The following is a 16,228-nucleotide window of genomic DNA, read 5'->3' as shown; positions in this document are numbered from 1 at the left end:
CAGCGGGTTCAGCTTGGAGAAGACGGGTTCTCAGTCCCTCGATCCGGCCGCTCGCCTCACCCCCAGCGTCGGGTCGACGAAGCGCAGTGCCACCAGCAGCATCACCAGCGTGGTGAGCATGTAGATCACCGCCATCGCGTCGATCTGCTGGGTGGACTGCAATCCCGGTGACGCCGCCGCGTAGAACAGCGCCACCACCAGGGTTTGGCTGTCCGGGCCAGCGACCAGGAAGGTCAGTTCGAACATGCCGACCGTGCGCACCAGCACCAGCACGCCCGCCGCCAGCAGACCCGGCACCAGCAGTGGGACCAGGACGCGGCGGAAGACGTCGAACGTGCCAGCTCCGCACACCCGCGCGGCCTGCTCGACGCGCGGGTCGATCTGCTCGATGAAGGGCACCAGCACCAGGACCGCGAACGGCACCGAGGGCACCAGGTTCACCAGGACCACGCCGAGCAACGTCTCGGCCAGGTGGTACTTGTACATCACGGTCGCCAGCGGAATGCCGTAGGTCATCGGCGGGATCACCTGCGGCAGCAGGAAGAGCAGCAGCAACAGCCGCTTGCCGGGGAAGTTCAGCCGGGACAGCACGTACGCGGTCGGCACGGCGATCACCAGCGAGAGGACCACGACCGCGAGCGCGACCTGCAAGGTCACCAGCAGCAGGTCGCCGACCGAGTAGTCCTCCCAGGCGAGCCGGTACCAGTCCGCGGTCAGCGACTCGGGCAACCACGTCCCGGTCCACTTCGCCGCGAACGAGGTCAGCAGGACCGCGAGCACCGCGCCGAACAACCCGAGCAGGAATCCGCCGGTGCCGACCCAGGTGAGCGCGCCGGTGAGGGTCCAGCGGCGGGGACGCGTCGTCATCGTGCTCATCCCTTGCCCCCTGAACTGGTGCCCCGGTAGAGCCGTCCGCGACCGAGCATCACCAGGCCGAGCACGACGAGTTCCACCAGCGCCATGATCACCGTCACGGCGGAGGCGAAGGCGTAGTCGATGTTCTGGTAGGCGGCCTCGTAGGCGACGATCGAGATCACGTGCGTGGTGCCGGAGGGATCACCGACCAGGGTCGCCGAGGGGAACACCGCGAAGGACATCACGAACGACAGGCAGAACGTGATCGTCAGGCCCGGCAGCAGCAGTGGCAGCAGGACCATCCGGAACCGCTGCGCCGGTCGGGCGCCGAGCACCGCCGCGGCCTTCTCCAGGTTCGGATCGATTCCCCCGATGTAGCCGAGCACCAGCAGGAACGCGAACGGGAAACCCGAGATGATCATCGAGATCAGCACCCCGGCGGTGTTGTGGATGAGCACCACCGGTTCGTCGATCAGCCCGACGAGCAGCAGGATCTGGTTGAACCAGCCGTCCGGGCCGAGGAAGTCGAGCATGCCCTGCGCGACGAACACGGTGCCCAGCGTCATCGGGACCAGCAGCAGGGCGGTGAGGAACTGCTTGCCGCGCATCGGATGGCGCATCCGGTAGGCCAGCGGGATCGAGGCGAGCACGTTGATCAGCGCGGCCGGAACGCTCAACCGCAGCGTGATCCACACCGAGTCGCGCAGGTAGGGGTCGGCGAAGAAGCGGTGGTACGTGCTGAACAGGCCGCCTTCGCCTTGGAAGGACAATCCCACGCCGTAGAACAGCGGGTAGATGAAGAACAAGATCATGAAGATGACGCCGGGCAACGCCATGAGGACCAACCGGTTGAACCCACGCCGGTGCAACCACGACAGCACCGGGGCGCTGGTCGGCCGGGTGTCCGGGCCGGGCCTGCTGGGCGCCGATACAGCACTGCTCATACCAGTTCCGCCTCTCCGCGATTCACAGTGGTGGTGGCGTCCGGCTCAATCTCACGTTTCGCGATTTCTTGTGGCTGGCTCGCGTCACGGTCCCCTGAGGTGCGGTTGAGGAGGACTCGGGTTGACACCGGGCTGCTCATACCCGCTCACCCTCGGCCGCGAGCGCGACCTCGTCATCGATGCCGTTGGGCGCGGCGTACAGCCGCAACCGTTGCGGATCGACCGCCACGGCGACTTCCTCGCCCGGCCGCACCGGAGACGTGCTGTGGGCGTGCAGGATGGATCCGTTCGCGGTGCGGCCCTCCACCGCGTAGTGGTTGCCCTGGTATTCCACGACGCGCACGGTCATCGGGATCCGGTTCGGGCCCTGCTGCGCGTCCTCTGAGGTCACGGTGAGGTCTTCCGCGCGCATCATGGCCACCACCTCGCCGTGCTGCGGCAGTTCGGATCCCGCCGCGAGCAGTTCGACGCCGTCGCCGCGCACCCGCGTCGCATCGGGCTTGGCATCGACCACGGTCAGCGACAACCGGTTCCGGTAACCGACGAAAGCGGCGACGTACGGGGTCTGCGGGTGCTGGTAGATCTCCTGCGGTGTGCCGATCTGCTGCACCACTCCGCCCAGCAGCACGATCAGCCGGTCCGCCAGCGACAACGCCTCCTGCTGGTCATGGGTGACGTAAACCGTCGTCAGTCCGAGCTTCTGGTGCAGCAGCCGGATCTCGGTGCGCATGTCCAGCCGCAACTTGGCGTCCAAATTGGACAGCGGCTCGTCCATCAGCACCAGCCTCGGCTCGGTGACCACGGCGCGGGCGATGGCGACCCGCTGCTGCTGCCCGCCGGAGAGCTGCGCCGGGCGCTTGTCCGCCTGGTCGGCCAACTGGACGAGATCGAGCGCTTCGCGCACCCGGCGTCGGCGCTCCGCCTTGGCCACTTTGCGCACCACGAGCCCGAAACCGACGTTGTCGGCGACGGTGAGGTGCGGGAACAACGCGTAGTTCTGGAACACCATGCCGAAGTCGCGCTTCTCGGACTGGACGGTGTCGACGCGCTCGTCGTCCAGCCAGATCGAACCGGAGGTGGGTTCGAGCAGTCCGGCGAGCAGGTTGAGCACCGTGGACTTGCCGCAGCCGGACGGCCCCAGCAGTGCGACGAACTCACCTCCCCGGATCGTCGCGTCGAGCCCGTCCACCGCGGTGTAGGAGCCGAAGGTGCGGGTGAGCCCGTCGAGGATCAGTTCCTTGAAGGGAGTCCCGCGCGGATTTCCACCGTTGCTCACCGATTCGCCCCTCCGTTTCCGATGCGGCGGTTCCACAGATCGAATGCACTCGCCAGCGCATCCGATTCCAGCGGGGTCTCCACCGGATGCGAGGCGAACAGCGCCGGGTAGAAGTCCGGCCTGCCGTACTCCCTGGCGATGCGCCTGCCCTTCGGGTTGGCCAGCGCATCGGTGACCCCGTGGACCGGGAAGCTGATGAAACCCTCGTCGTAGGCCAACGCCTGCTGGTCGGGCCGCAACATCCAGTCCACCAGCTTCAGCACGACCGGGATGTTCTCGGCCGCCATGCCCCTGGGCAGCGCCGCGAAGTGCGAATCGGCGACCCAGTGGAAACCGTCGAAGACGGCCACCGCGCTGTCCGCCGGGATCGCGCCGTCGGCGCGTTGCCCGATGTCGAAGCTGCAGGTGCTCACCACGATGTCCCGCGATCCGCCCGCGAACTGGTTGAACGCCTCGCTGGTGCCCGACGGGTAGTAGTCGATGAAGGCGTCCAGTTCGGTCAGCAGGGCCCAGGTCTTCTCCCAGCCGCGCACCGGATCCTTGGGGTCGAGGTCCCCGAGCAGGTAGGGCAGGGCCATCAGGAACGTCCGGCCCGGACCGGAGTTGTCCGGTCGGGGGTAGCAGAACCGGCCGGGCCGCTGGCGAGCCCAGGCCAGCAGTTCCTGCGGGGTCTTCGGTGGCGTCGGAACCCGGTTCGGCGCGTACTCCAGCAGCGGTCCGTTCGGCCCGTAGGTGGCGACCACGCCGTAGCCGCCGCCGCTCTGGTGCATCTTCATGGCGCCCGGAACCAACCGGGCGGCCAGGTCGGGCAACGCGGACTCGTAACGCGGGAACAGCTCGATCAGCATGTTCTCCTGGCGCAGCGAGGAAAGCCCGTCCCCGCCGGTGAGCACCAGGTCGATGCTGACCCGTCCGGCGTTCTGCTGCGCCTTGATCTTGCCGATCACGTCGGTCGCCGGAGCCTTCAGGTAGTGGTACTCGCTGACCAGTTCCGGGTGCGCCGCCTGGAAGTTCTTCATCATCGCCTTGGAGATCACCAGGTTCCCGGCGACGTCGAAGATGGTCAGCTCCACCGGCCCGCTCGGCAGCGGCGGTAGGACGGGTGGCTCCGGAGGCAGGTCCGCGGTCGGTGGCGCGCAACCCGGAAGTGCCGCCGCTGCTGCCGCTGAGCCGAGCACGGCGAGGGCTCGCCGCCGTGACATCGAAGACATCTCCACTTCCTCCCTGCCAGATCGGCAGCATCGCCTCAGCAAGTCCAATGAGGACGGCGTGCGGCGCCGCGGGTCGGTCGTCAGCGTCGCGCGGGCAGTTGGTAGGTGATGATCGAGCGGGCTGGCAGGGTCGCCTCGAAGCTGTCCCCGCGCACCTGGATCGGGGGCAGCTCAGCGACGTCGTGGGCGTTGTCGGTCAGATAAGGCTGGATTCGGTTGCCGTTCGCGCCGGGGACGCGCACTTCCTCGGTGACCAGCTGGTGGCCGTTGTTGATCAGCTGCACGGCGATCGAGCCGTCGACGTTGCGGAACGCGCTGACGCTGACATCCGGGATCGAGCTCCGCGCGCCCAACCGCACCGCGTCCGGTCGCACGAACCGGCTGAACTGGGCGAAGGCCCACAACCGCTTGGACACCTCGACGGAGTCGCCCTGCAACCGGATCAGACCCGAGTTGGCAGTGCTGGCCGAGGCGCCCCACCAGTGGAAGAAGGCGCTGACGTTGCCTTCGGTGAAGGCTTGTTGGATGCGGTTGGCCCACACCAGGCCCTCGCCGTCCACGCCCTGGTCGTCCCACGCCGGGGTCCACGGGTCGAAGTTGGCCCATTCCGATTGCCACACCGGCAGATCCGTGCGCAACGGCTCCGACGGTGGGCTGGCATAGCCGTGGCCCGTGACGACGTCGAGCTGCGCGCTGGCGGCCGGGTCCGCCTGGATCGCCGCCAGCATCTCCGCCTGGTCCTGCCAACCGGTGGCATCGCAGCAGGCGAGCTTGGTGTCCAGCCCCGACTTCCGGAGGGTCGGGCCCAGCACCTTGAGGAAGTCCGCCGCCTGCGCACCGGTCGCCAACATGCTCGCGTAGTCGGTGGTCAGGTCCGGCTCGTTCAGGAATCCGACGTGGCTGATCGGGATTCCCTCCTGCTGGTAGAAGCGGAGGTACTGGACGAGGTAGTCGGCGTACGCCTGCCGCCAGTCACCGCTGGGGCACGAGGTTCCCGGCATCCCGCACAGCTCACCGCCGTTGCTGTCGATGCCGTTGGTCTTCATGTAGCCCGGCGCGCTCCACGCGTCGGCGTAGATCTGGTCGACCCCGTAGCGCATCGCCTCCTGGGCCAGCCACACCTGGCTGTTGTCCGAGCCGTCCCAGATGTACTGCGGTTCGGCGTCCGGGCCGCCCGGATCCGTGGGCGCGATGGAGCGCATGTGGTCGAAGCTGTTGTCCGGCGACGAACCGATCCCGTTGCGCAGGATGCTGAATCCCGCACCGCTTTCGGTGTCGAAGAGCAAGTCCAGCACCCGGCGCTGGTTCTCCGGGGACAGTCCCTCGGACCCGTGCATGATGTTGGAGCGCTGGAACGCCTCGGAGAATCCGAAACCGTCGACCCGCTGGTGCGGCTGCGCGGGGTCGACCACGATCGCCGGTTCCTCGGCGGCGGCGTCGGCCGGACCGAGCAGCGTGGCTGCGAACACCACCAGCGACGTCAGCAACGCGGATCGGGCGCGACGAGCATCGCGCGAGGACGGCATGGCTTGTTCAGTCACCGGCATGACCTCCGCTCGGCCACCGGGCACCGGCCGCCTGGCTGCTCAGGTTCGAAAGCGCTTGCGCGCAGCCAGAAAAGACATCGGAACCGCAGCGGTTTGCAGATGGGACTTGTCGAAATGTTTCCGAAACTTGCCGTTCATGAACGCTATAATCCGGATCACACCAACGTCAAGACTCAGCCCTTGGTCGAATAGGGGACCGCGCGGATTGGCATGCGGCTCCGCAACGAGACATCACCGTCAGGTAAGCGGCGGTAGCCGCAGAGGCCTTCTCGCGAGGACAGCTCCGACGTGGTGTATCGGACATACATGATATCGGGGATCCCGGAGTCGAGAATGTCTCTGAGGTTCCGCTACCCGCACCGCCACGCAAACCAACCCAGCACTGTCTGAGCTGTCACCGGCCTGCTCCGGCGGTTAGGCCCGCGACCAGGAACCTGCGGCCCAGGATGTACAGGAGAAGTACCGGCAGGGCCGAGAGCACTACCACGGCCATGATCGCCGGGATGTTGATCGTGTACTGGCCCTGGAACTTCCAGATCGCCAGCGGGAGCACCGCGGTCTCCGGCCGCTGGGTCAGGATCAGCGGGAAGAGCAGCCCGTTCCACACCTGCAGCGCCTGGTAGATCCCGACCGCCATCAGCGCCGGTCGGGAAAGCGGGAGGACCAGGTTCACCAGCACCCGGAACTGCCCGGCACCCTCCAGGTGCATCGACTCGTACAACTCCTCGGGGATGTCCCGCAGGAAGTTCGTCAGGATCAACACCGACAGCGGCAGCGCGAAGGCGATCGCGGGCAGCACCACGGCCAGCAGGCTGTCGTAAAGCCCCATCTGCACGATCATCACGTAAACCGGGATGATCGTCGCCTGCAGCGGAATCGCCAGTCCGGTCAGGAAAATCCGGAACAACAACTGGTGCCTGCGCCGCCGCCCCCGGACGACGACGTACGCGGCCAGCAGAGCGGCGCAGAGCACCACGGCGACCGTCAACGCGGTGACGACGACGCTGTTGAAGAGGAACGAGAGGAAGCCGTCCGACAGCACTTCGCCGTAGTTGGCCAACGTTGGCTCTGCGGGCAGCGACAACGGGTTAGCAGACAGCGCATCGTCGGATTCGCGCAGGCTCGTGACCACCACGTAGTACAGCGGAATCGCGACAACCAGCGCCCAAACCCCGGCCCCGAGCGCCGGGAACACACCGCCTCGGGATTTCCGCATCACAGACCTTCCTGCTCGCTTCGCATCCGGGCGAACCCCGAGTACTTCGTCAACGTCAGCGAAAGGGCCGTCCCGAGGGCCACCAGCAGCAGTGCGATCGCGCTGGCGTAGCCGAACTGGTAGTGCTGGAAGCCGATGACGTACATGTTCACCGGCAGGATTCGGGTCGCATCACCGGGGCCGCCCTCGGTCAACACGTAGAACAGGTCGAAGTAGGTGAGCGAGCCGACCAGCACCAGCGTGCTCGACGTGATGATGGTGTTGCGCAGCTGCGGGAGCGTCACCGCGAAGAACCGCTGGACCGGTCCCGCGCCGTCGAGTTCGGCGGCCTCGTACAGCTGCGCCGGGATCTGCCGCGCGCCAGCCTGGTAGAGCAGGGTGTGGAAGGGCACGAACTGCCACGCCACCACCAGGATCACCGCGTACAGCGCCAGATCCGGGTCGCCGAGCAGGTTCACCCCGGGCAGGCCGAGTCCGGCCAGCATGCCGAAGTTCGGGTCGGCGAGGTTTCGCCACAGGATCCCGATTCCGGTCGCGGACAGCACCAGCGGGAGGAAGAAGATCGTCGCCAACACCGCTCGGTAGCGCTGCCGTCCGGCGACGAACACCCCGAGCAGGATGCTCAGCGGGGTCTGCACCAGCCAGCTCAACACCATGACCTGCACCGTGATCCACAGCGACCGCCACATCCCCCCGTCGCTGATCAGATCCGTCCAGTTTCCCGCGTTGAACTCCGGTGCGGAGATCCCGTTCCAGGCGGTGAAGGACAGCACCAGCACGACCACGACCGGCACGACCACGAACGCGACGAAGAACACCAGCGCCGGAGCCGCCAGCCACAGCGAAGGTTCGGTCAACCGCCGCACCGAACGGTTGGCGCGGCCAGCACCGCCGGGAGGTGCCGCGGGGCGAAGCGCCTCGGTCGCTGTCATCGCGGGGACTCCTCCATCTCGCTGGAGAACTCTTCGGGGGTCAGTTGCCCCAGGAACAACTTCTGCAGGTTGGTGAGCAGGTTCTGCGCCGGGCCGGGCGCCAGCGCCTGGTCCCAGGACTGCTGGAAGTGCGGGGCGTTCTTGGCCAGGTCGTAGACGAACAGCAGCCAGTCCGAGTTCTCCGCGGTGCGCAGCCGGTTCTCGATCCCGACCACGGGTGGCACTTCGCCGCGCGCGATGGTGCCCTCGGAGTACTCCGGGCTGGAGACCTCGTGGCGCAGGAAGTCCACCGCCGCGTCCTGACGCGGCCCGGTGGTGGCGGACATGTAGGTCGCCGGGTTGCCGAACAGGTTGGCCGGATCACCGCGACCGCCCTCCACCGCGGGGAACGGCAGCCAGCCCAACCGTCCACCTCGGACGAAGTCCGGCGCGTCCTCCAGCATCGTGGGGTATGCCGACCCGAGGTGCAGCGTCATCGCGGCGCGCCCGCTGGTCACCAGGGCGGTCTGCTGGTTGAGCTCCGCGCTGGTGGAGGTGAACGAGTCGCCGAAGGCGCCCTGCTGGACCAGGTCCTGCAACATCTGGTTCGCCCGCACGATGTCCGGGTTCAACCACGCGCCGGGCCGCCCGTCGAGCACCGCCTGGAACGCCTCGGGACCGGCGACCCGATCCACCAGCGCTTCCTCCCACATCAGGTAGGTCCAGGAATCGGCGCCGCCGAGGGAGATCGGGATGTAGCCCGCCTGCTGCAACCGGGGCACCGCGGCGGTGAGCTGCTGCCAGGTCCGCGGCGGTTGCAGGCCAACGGCGTCGAACACGTCCTTGTTGTAGAAGAGCACGACCGGTTGGATGCTGCCGATCGGAACCCCGTAGGTGTGCCCGCCCTCGTCTACCGGGCCCATCACGCTGGGCAGGAATCGCTCGCGCCACTGCGGGTCCTCGCGCATCCGCGGTGCGAGGTCCACGATCTTGCCCGCGTCGACGAAGGTCTTCAGCGGGCCGCCGCCCCAGCCGAAGATGGCGTCCGGCGGGTTGCCCGAGCCCATCGACACCCACAGCTTGTTCTTGTAGGGGTCGTTCTGGAAGAACTGGAGCTGGATGGGCTGACCGGTGCGGCGTTCGTAGGACTCCGCGGCGCGGGGCATCAATTCCTCTTCCCCACCAGCGCTGATCGCCCAGGCGGTGAGCACCGCGTTGCTGCCGTCAGCGGGTGGCAGCAACGCGGTGCAGCCGGTCGAGACCAACGCGACCACGATGGCCGTCCCGACCGCGCACAGGCGTCGCACCTTTCCACGCATCGCCGCTCCCGCCGTAGTCGCACCGTTGCGGACACTTCGGTCGAAACCGCCGGGACGGTCCGAATCGTCACCGGGCGGTGGATCGGCGAGACTCTAGCGCAGTTATCGGACGGTCAACAAGAAGAGTTTCCAAAAGTTTCGTCCGGCCAGCTCAGCGGCGTCACACGGTTCTACCAAGCCTTTCCACCGGCGGTTGTGGCAACGTAGCTGCGAGAAGATGTCGATCTGAGGTCAGTTGAGATCGAAAATTTCTGAAATTATCATCGTTGCAACCAGCAATCCGGCGGCCAGCACGACAGGAGTCCCAGCACATGCAGCAGTCGAGCCCGCCCGAGGACCATCCGCCGTACCGCGACCCAGCCCGGCCGGTCGACGAACGGGTCGCCGACCTCCTATCCCGGATGACGCTCGATGAGAAGCTGAACCAGCTCGTCAGCGCTTGGCTCTACGTCTCCGGGGCCGACGAGCGCGTCGCGCCCTACCAGGACTCGTTCGCCGACGACGCCCCGCCGTGGCAGGAGATGATCAAGAATGGCCTGGGGCAGCTCACCCGCGTGTTCGGCAGCGCGCCGATCGAGCCCGGCACGGGTGCGGCGGCGCTGGCGAGGTTGCAGGACGAGATCACCTCGGCTGGTCGCTTCGGCATCCCGGCGATGGCGCACGAGGAATGCCTGGCCGGGTTCACCGCCTGGAACGCGACCGCCTACCCGGTCCCGCTGGCGTGGGGCGCGTCGTTCGACCCGGACCTGGTGCGCGAGATCGCCACGAAGATCGGGTACGACATGCGGTCGGTCGGCGTGCACCAGGGTCTCGCGCCGGTCCTCGACGTCGTCCGCGACGCGCGCTGGGGCCGGGTCGAGGAGACCATCGGCGAGGATCCGTACCTGACCGGCACGGTCGGTGCTGCCTACGTGGCGGGGCTGGAATCGACGGGCATCGTCGCGACCCTGAAGCACTTCGCCGGGTACTCGGCATCCCGCGCGGGACGCAACCTGGCACCGGTGAGCATGGGCCCGCGCGAGTTCGCGGACGTGCTCCTGCCACCCTTCGAGATGGCGTTGCGGCACGGCGGCGCCCGCTCGGTGATGCACGCCTACACCGACACCGACGGGATGCCAGCTGCCTCGGACGAGTCGCTGCTCACGACATTGCTGCGCGACGAATGGGGATTCGACGGCGTGGTGGTGGCCGACTACTTCGGCATCGCGTTCCTGCACATGCTGCACGGCGTCGCCGAGGACCTCGGCCACGCCGGTGAGCTGGCCCTGCGCGCGGGGGTGGACGTGGAACTCCCGAACGCGCGGTGCTACGTCGAACCACTCGCCGAGCGGGTGCGTTCCGGTGCGCTCGACGAGCAGGTCGTCGATCGAGCGGTGCGCCGGGTGCTGCGGCAGAAGTGCGAACTCGGCCTGCTCGATCCCGACTGGTCGCCGCGGGTTTCCGCGCCCGAGGACCTGGACCCGCCGGAGAACCGGGAACTGGCCCGGCGCCTGGCCGCGGAGTCGGTCGTGTTGCTGAGCAACACCGGAACCCTCCCGCTGGACCAGCCGCTGCACCGGGTGGCCGTGGTCGGGCCGCTGGCCGACGACCCGATGGCGATGCTGGGGTGCTACTCGTTCCCCGCGCACATCGGGGTGTCCTATCCGGACTGGCCGATCGGCATCGAGCTGCCGACCTTCCGCGCCGAGCTGGCCCGGCGGTTCGGCGCCGAGAACGTCGTCTACGCCAAGGGTTGCGAACTGCCGGACGGCCCAACCGAGTTGGACGACGCAGTCCGCGCCGCCGCGTCCGCCGATGTGTGCATCGCGGTGGTCGGCGACCACGCTGGACTGTTCGGGCGGGGCACGTCGGGCGAGGGCTGCGACGCGCCGGACCTGCGGTTGCCGGGCAAGCAGGAAGAACTGGTGGAGGCGCTGCTGGGAACCGGGGTTCCGGTCGTGCTCGTGGTGTGCAGCGGTCGCCCTTACGCGCTCGGAAATGTGGCGGATCGGCTCGCGGCCGCCGTGCAGGTCTTCTTCCCCGGCGAAGCCGGTGGCACCGCGCTGGTCGATGTCCTGACCGGCGAGGTGAACCCCTCCGGCAAGCTGCCCGTGTCGATCCCGGTCGAGCCCGGCGCCAACCCCAGCACCTACCTGACCGCGCGGTTGGGGACGCGCAGCGACGTCAGTTCGCTCGACCCGACCGCCCTGTTCCCGTTCGGACACGGCCTGTCCTACACCGGATTCGCCTACCGGGACCTGCGCATCAGCACCGATCGCGTGCCGACCGACGGCGAGGTGGAGATCTCCTGCACGGTGGCCAACATCGGCGATCGCGACGGTGTCGAGGTGGTGCAGCTGTACCTGCGCGACCCGGTCGCCCAGGTGACCCGGCCGGTGCGCCAGCTCGCTGGTTTCCTGCGGGTGGAGGTGCCTGCCAACGGGGCCCGGCAGGTGTCGTTCCGCCTGCACGCGGACCGGACTTCGTTCACCGGCGTGCACGGCCGCCGCATCGTCGATCCCGGCCGGATCGAGGTGCACCTAGGTGGTTCCAGCGGCGACACCCCGCTGACCGGTTCGTTCGAGCTCGTCGGGGAAATCCGCGAGGTGGGCCACGACCGGGTGCTGGACACCCCGGCCCGCGCGGACTGCTGAAACCAGGACGAGGTGAGGGGCACCCGTGACCCAGTTACTTGGTCACAGGTGCCCCTCACCCATCAACGGATCAGAGAGGCGAGCCCTGTGCGTGCGGCCGACGCAGGCGGCCGACCGGCACTCCGAAAGTTTCAGGTACCGTGACGTGGGCCGAGCGAGGAGGCAGGGTGTCAACAGTCAGGAAGAACCGGGTGACGATCAGCGACATCGCCCGGGAGGCTGGCGTCTCGGTCCCGACCGTTTCGAAAGTCCTCAACGGTCGGCCCGAGGTCGCCGCGCACACCCGCGAACGAGTCGAGAAGTTGATCACGCATTACAACTACTCGCGCCGCGCCAGCCACGGCACCGGTCGAGCCGGGCTGATCGACCTGGTGTTCCACACCCTCGACAACCAGTGGGTGCTGGAAATCGTGCGAGGGGTGGAAAGCGTCACGCACGACGCAGGGGTGGGCACCGTGGTGTCCTCAGTGCACGACGGCCGCCGGACCGACCGCGCGTGGCTGGACAACCTCAGCTCACGGCGCTCGGACGGGATCATCCTGGCCGTCACCGAGCTCGGCCCGCGGCACGCTGAGCTGCTGCGCGGCCTCGGCGTGCCGGTGATCATCATCGACTCGCTCGGCCAGCCCGATCCGAGCGTCGCGTCCGTGGGCGCCACCAACTGGAGCGGGGCGCGCGCCGCGGTCGAGCACCTGGTCTCGGCTGGCCACCACCGGATCGGCTTCATCGGTGGTCCCCCGCAACTGCAGTGCAGCAGCGCGCGCCTCGACGGCTACCGCTCCGCGCTGCTGTCCGCGGAGATCGCGGTCGACGAGGAACTGATCGTCGACGGCGACTTCACCTACGAGCGCGGGGAATGCGCGACCCACGAGCTGCTGGACCTGGCGGATCCGCCGACGGCTATCTTCGCCGCGAACGACCAGCAGGCCCTGGGCACCTACCGGGCCGTCGAGCAACGCGGCCTGACCATCCCCGGCGACGTCAGCGTCGTGGGCTTCGACGACCTGCCGATGGCCCAGTGGATCTCGCCCGCGCTGACCACTGTGCACCAACCGGTGGCGACGATGGCCGCCCAAGCGGCCCGCATGCTCCTGCGCCACGCGGAAACCGGCAGCTTCGAGACCAACCGGGTCGAGCTGGCCACCGAACTCGTCGTCCGAGCCAGCACCGGCCCAGGCCCGAGGGCCTGAGCGCCACCTCTGCGAAACCGGCCTCGCCGCCGGTGCGGACATCACCCACCGACACCACAGTCCCAGCGAAGGGTCCGGCGCTGCCCAGCGGCCGTCGGGATGTCGGCGCCGCGCCGCAGGAAAGTCAACGCCCGCCGTGATCGCTCGGCACCTGCGCAGCGCTAGTGCGCGGTCCGCCACCCGGTAGACCCGACGTATTTCTCTGACTAAAATCAGAGGATGGATGCGGAGCTGGTGGACGCGGTTCGGCGGTTCAACCGGACTGTCACACAGCGGGTCGGGGCGCTCAACGACGCGTTCCTGTCCCGCGACCGTCCCCTCGGGCAGGCGCGACTGCTGTGGGAGATCGGCCCGGATGGCTGCGACGTCCGATTGCTGCGATCCCGGCTCGACCTGGATTCCGGCCACCTGAGTCGGCTGCTGCGAGCACTGGAGAACGACGGTCTCGCAGTCGTCGAACGCAGCGGGACCGATGGGCGGGTGCGCACGGCGCGCCTAACCGATCGCGGACTGGTGGAGCGGGAAGTGCTCGACCTGCGCTCCGACGAAGTTGCCGAGTCGATCCTCGAACCCCTCAGCGAGCGGCAGCGCACCCGGCTCACCACGGCGATGGCCGAAGTCGAACGGCTCCTGGTGGCTTCGACGGTCCAGATCGCGGCATGCGATCCCCGACACCCGAATGCCCGCTCCTGCCTGCGGGCGTACTTCAACGAACTGTCCCGCCGCTTCCACAGCGGCTTCGATCCCGCACAAAGCATCTCCGCCGACGACGACGAGCTGACACTGCCCGCAGGCGTGCTCCTGGTCGCCACCCTGCACTCCGAGCCCGTCGGATGCGGTGCGCTCAAGTTCCACGGCGATGCGCCAGCCGAGATCAAACGGATGTGGATCGCCCCCGCGGTCCGGGGACTCGGGCTCGGGCGTCGGCTGCTCGCCGAACTCGAGGCGCACGCCGCGGCCAACCGGGTCCGAACCCTCCGGCTGGAAACCAACCGCGCCCTGGACGAAGCGATCGGCCTGTACCGGTCGGCAGGCTACCGCGAAGTCGCCTCGTTCAACGAAGAAGCCTATGCCGACCACTGGTTCGAGAAGCACCTCACCGACCGCGCCGATCCTGCCTGATCGGCCGAGCACCGCGACGGAACTGCCGGGTTTCGAGGAGTCGGCTAGGTGCCCAGATCGCTCGTGGCGAAGCGGGCGAGATTGCTCGACACCGGCTCGTGCAGGCCGTTGTTCTGCGTTGGCGCTGCCGTCAGCACGTCGAGGTGTTGGTATCCGGGGCAGACCACGGTCTCGGTGCCGTCGGCCGAGGCATCGCCTCCGACGAAGCTGTCGCCGCCGAGCAGTTGGATGGTCGGGTGGGCGGTCAGTCCCGCAGTGTGCACCGCGTCGCGGCTCACCGCTGCCGAGTCCTTCTGGTAGATGTCGGTGATCAGCTTCGTCGGGAAGTAGTGCTCGGTGAAGTCCAGCGGGTGCTCGGCCAGGCTGCGCGCCAGTTCCCGGATGTCGGTGACCTCCTTGTCCGCGCTGGTGAACGGTTCTCCGTTGCGGCGCAGGTAGTTCGGGTCATCTGGCGCGCCGACGCGGTCGTAGTTGCGCCAGGTGTAGAGCGGTCCCCGCGGTTCGTCCGGGATGGCCGTGGGCGCGGTGCCGAACTGGCCGGTCAGCGGGTCCAGTCCCGGAACCCGCTTGAAGTCGTGCGGCATCGGGAAGTCCTTGTCCGCGATCCGACCGCCGTCGAAGAACCCGACGCTGGCCTGCAAGAACGCCAGCGGCTGGGAGTGGTCGTCGAGCAGCGCACCGAGCGCGGTCTCGTTGGTGAGCCGGAAGTCCTGCACCCGCGGCGACCCGGCGGCGAACGTCAGCAGATCCTTCGAGAACAACAGCCGCAACGTCGTTTCCAGGTTGAAGTTCGGCTCCAAGTAGCTGGCGAGGTCCGACTGCGCATCCGGGGCGACCTCGGCGGCCAGCCCGGCCAGACCGAGCACGTTCATCGTTTCGGCGTTGATCAGCGCAGGCAGCGAGATCGTCCGGGGCATGACCCCGGTGGCCAGCGCCTGCTGGGTCGCGGCGTAGCCGATCCCCGGATCGGGGATCACGCTCTCGGCCTGGCCGTTCAGGTCGCTCAACGAGGTGGAAATGCTGGTGTCCAGGGCGAAATAGCCCGCGCACTGGTTGAAACCGGCGTCGTCGGAGGTCGCGTGGTCACCGTCGAAGTCCCACACGGCAAAGAACCCGGCGAGCACGCCACCCAGCGAATGCCCGCCGCAGAGCACTTTCTGCTGGCGCAGCCGCTGGTCGGGAAGTTCGCGGACCATCAGGTCGTACTGGTCGCGCACGGTCTGCTCAAGGCCGACGTGTTGCAGCCAGCCGAGTTGTTCGTTGCGCAGATAACCGTCGAATGTCCGGCCGTTGAGCGGTTTTTGCCGGTAGTAGTAGTCGACGGCCAGGCGGACGTCGCCAGCGGCGAGCCCGGCCAGCCGACCGGTGTGGTCCTCCAAGCAGTTGGCCCGCCGGTCCAGGGCCCACAGTTCGATGTGCTCACCTCGCTTGGCCGCCTCGCTGATGGTGTTGCGGGCGACGCTGTCGAATGCCGCGGCACCTTCCAGGATTCCGGGCTGCGCGATCAGGATCCGGTCGGCGCGGGCCGATTCCGCCGGTCCGTCGGCGTGCCGGAAACGCAGGTACGACAACCAGTCGCAGGCTTCGGGATGCGCACCCACCGAGGCTGGCAGCGGCACTTTCACACGCACCACCGACTCCCGCACCTGGCTGATCGGCGAACTCGATCGGACGGGTTCTTCGGTCCGATCCGAATTCGCTTGTGCCGCTGGCGGAAAGACCGCCCCAGCGGCGAGCAGGCATGCCACCAAACCGATCCGGAGTCTGCCACCGTCGCCCATGCACTCTCCCGTGCCGCGGCCCGACCTGGTCGCCCACAACCTACTCACAAGTAGATAGCAGCACAAGATCCGGCCACCGATCCCCCGACCCGGCGGTGGGGGGGGGGGTGGGGGGGGGGGTGGGGGGGGGCCCCCCCCCCGCGGGGGGCGGGGGGGGGGGGGGGGGGGGGGGGGCGGGGGGGGGGGGGGGGGGGGGGGGGGGGGGGGGGGGCGGGGGGGGGGG

At 68.3% G+C, this 16,228-nt stretch carries 12 protein-coding genes; 3 read left to right on the top strand and 9 right to left on the bottom strand.

Features of this window, described 5'->3' with window-relative positions; all coding sequences use genetic code 11:
* Positions 1-30 precede the first annotated feature (30 nt).
* From MOQ72_RS10420 to MOQ72_RS10385, 8 genes are all read right to left on the bottom strand, one after another.
* Complete coding sequence (locus tag MOQ72_RS10420; RefSeq protein ID WP_242182454.1) at positions 31-867, bottom strand: ABC transporter permease; 837 nt, start codon at positions 865-867, stop codon at positions 31-33.
* Positions 868-872: 5 nt separating this feature from the next.
* The gene (locus MOQ72_RS10415) at positions 873-1,799 is read right to left on the bottom strand and encodes an ABC transporter permease (protein ID WP_242182452.1); all 927 of its coding nucleotides are present in this window, start codon (positions 1,797-1,799) and stop codon (positions 873-875) included.
* 136 nt (positions 1,800-1,935) lie between these two features.
* Positions 1,936-3,075 carry an ABC transporter ATP-binding protein gene (locus MOQ72_RS10410; protein WP_242182450.1) on the bottom strand — a complete coding sequence of 380 codons (1,140 nt, stop codon included), beginning with the start codon at positions 3,073-3,075 and terminating at the stop codon, positions 1,936-1,938.
* A complete protein-coding gene (locus MOQ72_RS10405; RefSeq protein ID WP_242182448.1) occupies positions 3,072-4,286 on the bottom strand; it encodes an extracellular solute-binding protein in 1,215 nt (404 codons plus the stop codon). Before MOQ72_RS10405 ends, MOQ72_RS10410 begins: the two co-directional genes overlap by 4 nt.
* Positions 4,287-4,366: 80 nt before the next feature.
* A complete protein-coding gene (locus tag MOQ72_RS10400) occupies positions 4,367-5,827 on the bottom strand; it encodes a glycoside hydrolase family 30 protein (RefSeq protein WP_242182446.1) in 1,461 nt (486 codons plus the stop codon).
* Between the two features lie 400 nt (positions 5,828-6,227).
* Positions 6,228-7,049 (bottom strand): carbohydrate ABC transporter permease, encoded by an 822-nt coding sequence (locus tag MOQ72_RS10395; protein WP_242182444.1) that lies wholly within the window; start codon positions 7,047-7,049, stop codon positions 6,228-6,230.
* Positions 7,049-7,981, bottom strand: coding sequence for a carbohydrate ABC transporter permease (locus tag MOQ72_RS10390; RefSeq protein ID WP_242182442.1), 933 nt, complete (start codon positions 7,979-7,981; stop codon positions 7,049-7,051). The genes MOQ72_RS10395 and MOQ72_RS10390 overlap by 1 nt, the downstream gene beginning before the upstream one ends.
* On the bottom strand, positions 7,978-9,279 hold the full coding sequence (locus MOQ72_RS10385; RefSeq protein WP_242182439.1) for an ABC transporter substrate-binding protein: 1,302 nt from the start codon (positions 9,277-9,279) through the stop codon (positions 7,978-7,980). The genes MOQ72_RS10390 and MOQ72_RS10385 overlap by 4 nt, the downstream gene beginning before the upstream one ends.
* A gap of 311 nt (positions 9,280-9,590) precedes the next feature.
* Between MOQ72_RS10385 and MOQ72_RS10380 the strand changes: the two genes are divergently transcribed.
* The 3 genes from MOQ72_RS10380 (at position 9,591) to MOQ72_RS10370 (ending at position 14,224) form a co-directional block, all read left to right on the top strand.
* Positions 9,591-11,912 (top strand): beta-xylosidase/alpha-l-arabinosidase, encoded by a 2,322-nt coding sequence (locus MOQ72_RS10380; protein WP_242182437.1) that lies wholly within the window; start codon positions 9,591-9,593, stop codon positions 11,910-11,912.
* Between the two features lie 167 nt (positions 11,913-12,079).
* Entirely contained in the window at positions 12,080-13,102 is a 1,023-nt protein-coding gene (locus MOQ72_RS10375) for a LacI family DNA-binding transcriptional regulator (protein WP_242182436.1), read from the top strand.
* Positions 13,103-13,321: 219 nt separating this feature from the next.
* A complete protein-coding gene (locus tag MOQ72_RS10370; RefSeq protein WP_242182434.1) occupies positions 13,322-14,224 on the top strand; it encodes a MarR family winged helix-turn-helix transcriptional regulator in 903 nt (300 codons plus the stop codon).
* Positions 14,225-14,268: 44 nt separating this feature from the next.
* Here MOQ72_RS10370 and MOQ72_RS10365 read toward each other — a convergent pair whose 3' ends face one another.
* Positions 14,269-16,005 (bottom strand): hypothetical protein, encoded by a 1,737-nt coding sequence (locus tag MOQ72_RS10365; protein ID WP_242182431.1) that lies wholly within the window; start codon positions 16,003-16,005, stop codon positions 14,269-14,271.
* Positions 16,006-16,228: the final 223 nt, after the last annotated feature.

Origin of the sequence: Saccharopolyspora soli (assembly GCF_022678645.1) — a bacterium.
Classification (GTDB): domain Bacteria; phylum Actinomycetota; class Actinomycetes; order Mycobacteriales; family Pseudonocardiaceae; genus Saccharopolyspora; species Saccharopolyspora soli.
The sequence above is the reverse complement of the archived record's forward strand: the minus strand, read 5'-3'. Positions and strand labels throughout refer to the sequence as shown.

Bases quoted from the DNA above. Each gene is read 5' to 3' on its own strand.
- MOQ72_RS10420 (WP_242182454.1), bottom strand. From the start codon at position 867: ATGACGACGCGTCCCCGCCGCTGGACCCTCACCGGCGCGCTCACCTGG.
- MOQ72_RS10415 (WP_242182452.1), bottom strand. From the start codon at position 1,799: ATGAGCAGTGCTGTATCGGCGCCCAGCAGGCCCGGCCCGGACACCCGG.
- MOQ72_RS10405 (WP_242182448.1), bottom strand. From the start codon at position 4,286: ATGTCTTCGATGTCACGGCGGCGAGCCCTCGCCGTGCTCGGCTCAGCG.
- MOQ72_RS10395 (WP_242182444.1), bottom strand. From the start codon at position 7,049: ATGCGGAAATCCCGAGGCGGTGTGTTCCCGGCGCTCGGGGCCGGGGTT.
- MOQ72_RS10390 (WP_242182442.1), bottom strand. From the start codon at position 7,981: ATGACAGCGACCGAGGCGCTTCGCCCCGCGGCACCTCCCGGCGGTGCT.
- MOQ72_RS10385 (WP_242182439.1), bottom strand. From the start codon at position 9,279: ATGCGTGGAAAGGTGCGACGCCTGTGCGCGGTCGGGACGGCCATCGTG.
- MOQ72_RS10380 (WP_242182437.1), top strand. From the start codon at position 9,591: ATGCAGCAGTCGAGCCCGCCCGAGGACCATCCGCCGTACCGCGACCCA.
- MOQ72_RS10370 (WP_242182434.1), top strand. From the start codon at position 13,322: ATGGATGCGGAGCTGGTGGACGCGGTTCGGCGGTTCAACCGGACTGTC.
- MOQ72_RS10365 (WP_242182431.1), bottom strand. From the start codon at position 16,005: ATGGGCGACGGTGGCAGACTCCGGATCGGTTTGGTGGCATGCCTGCTC.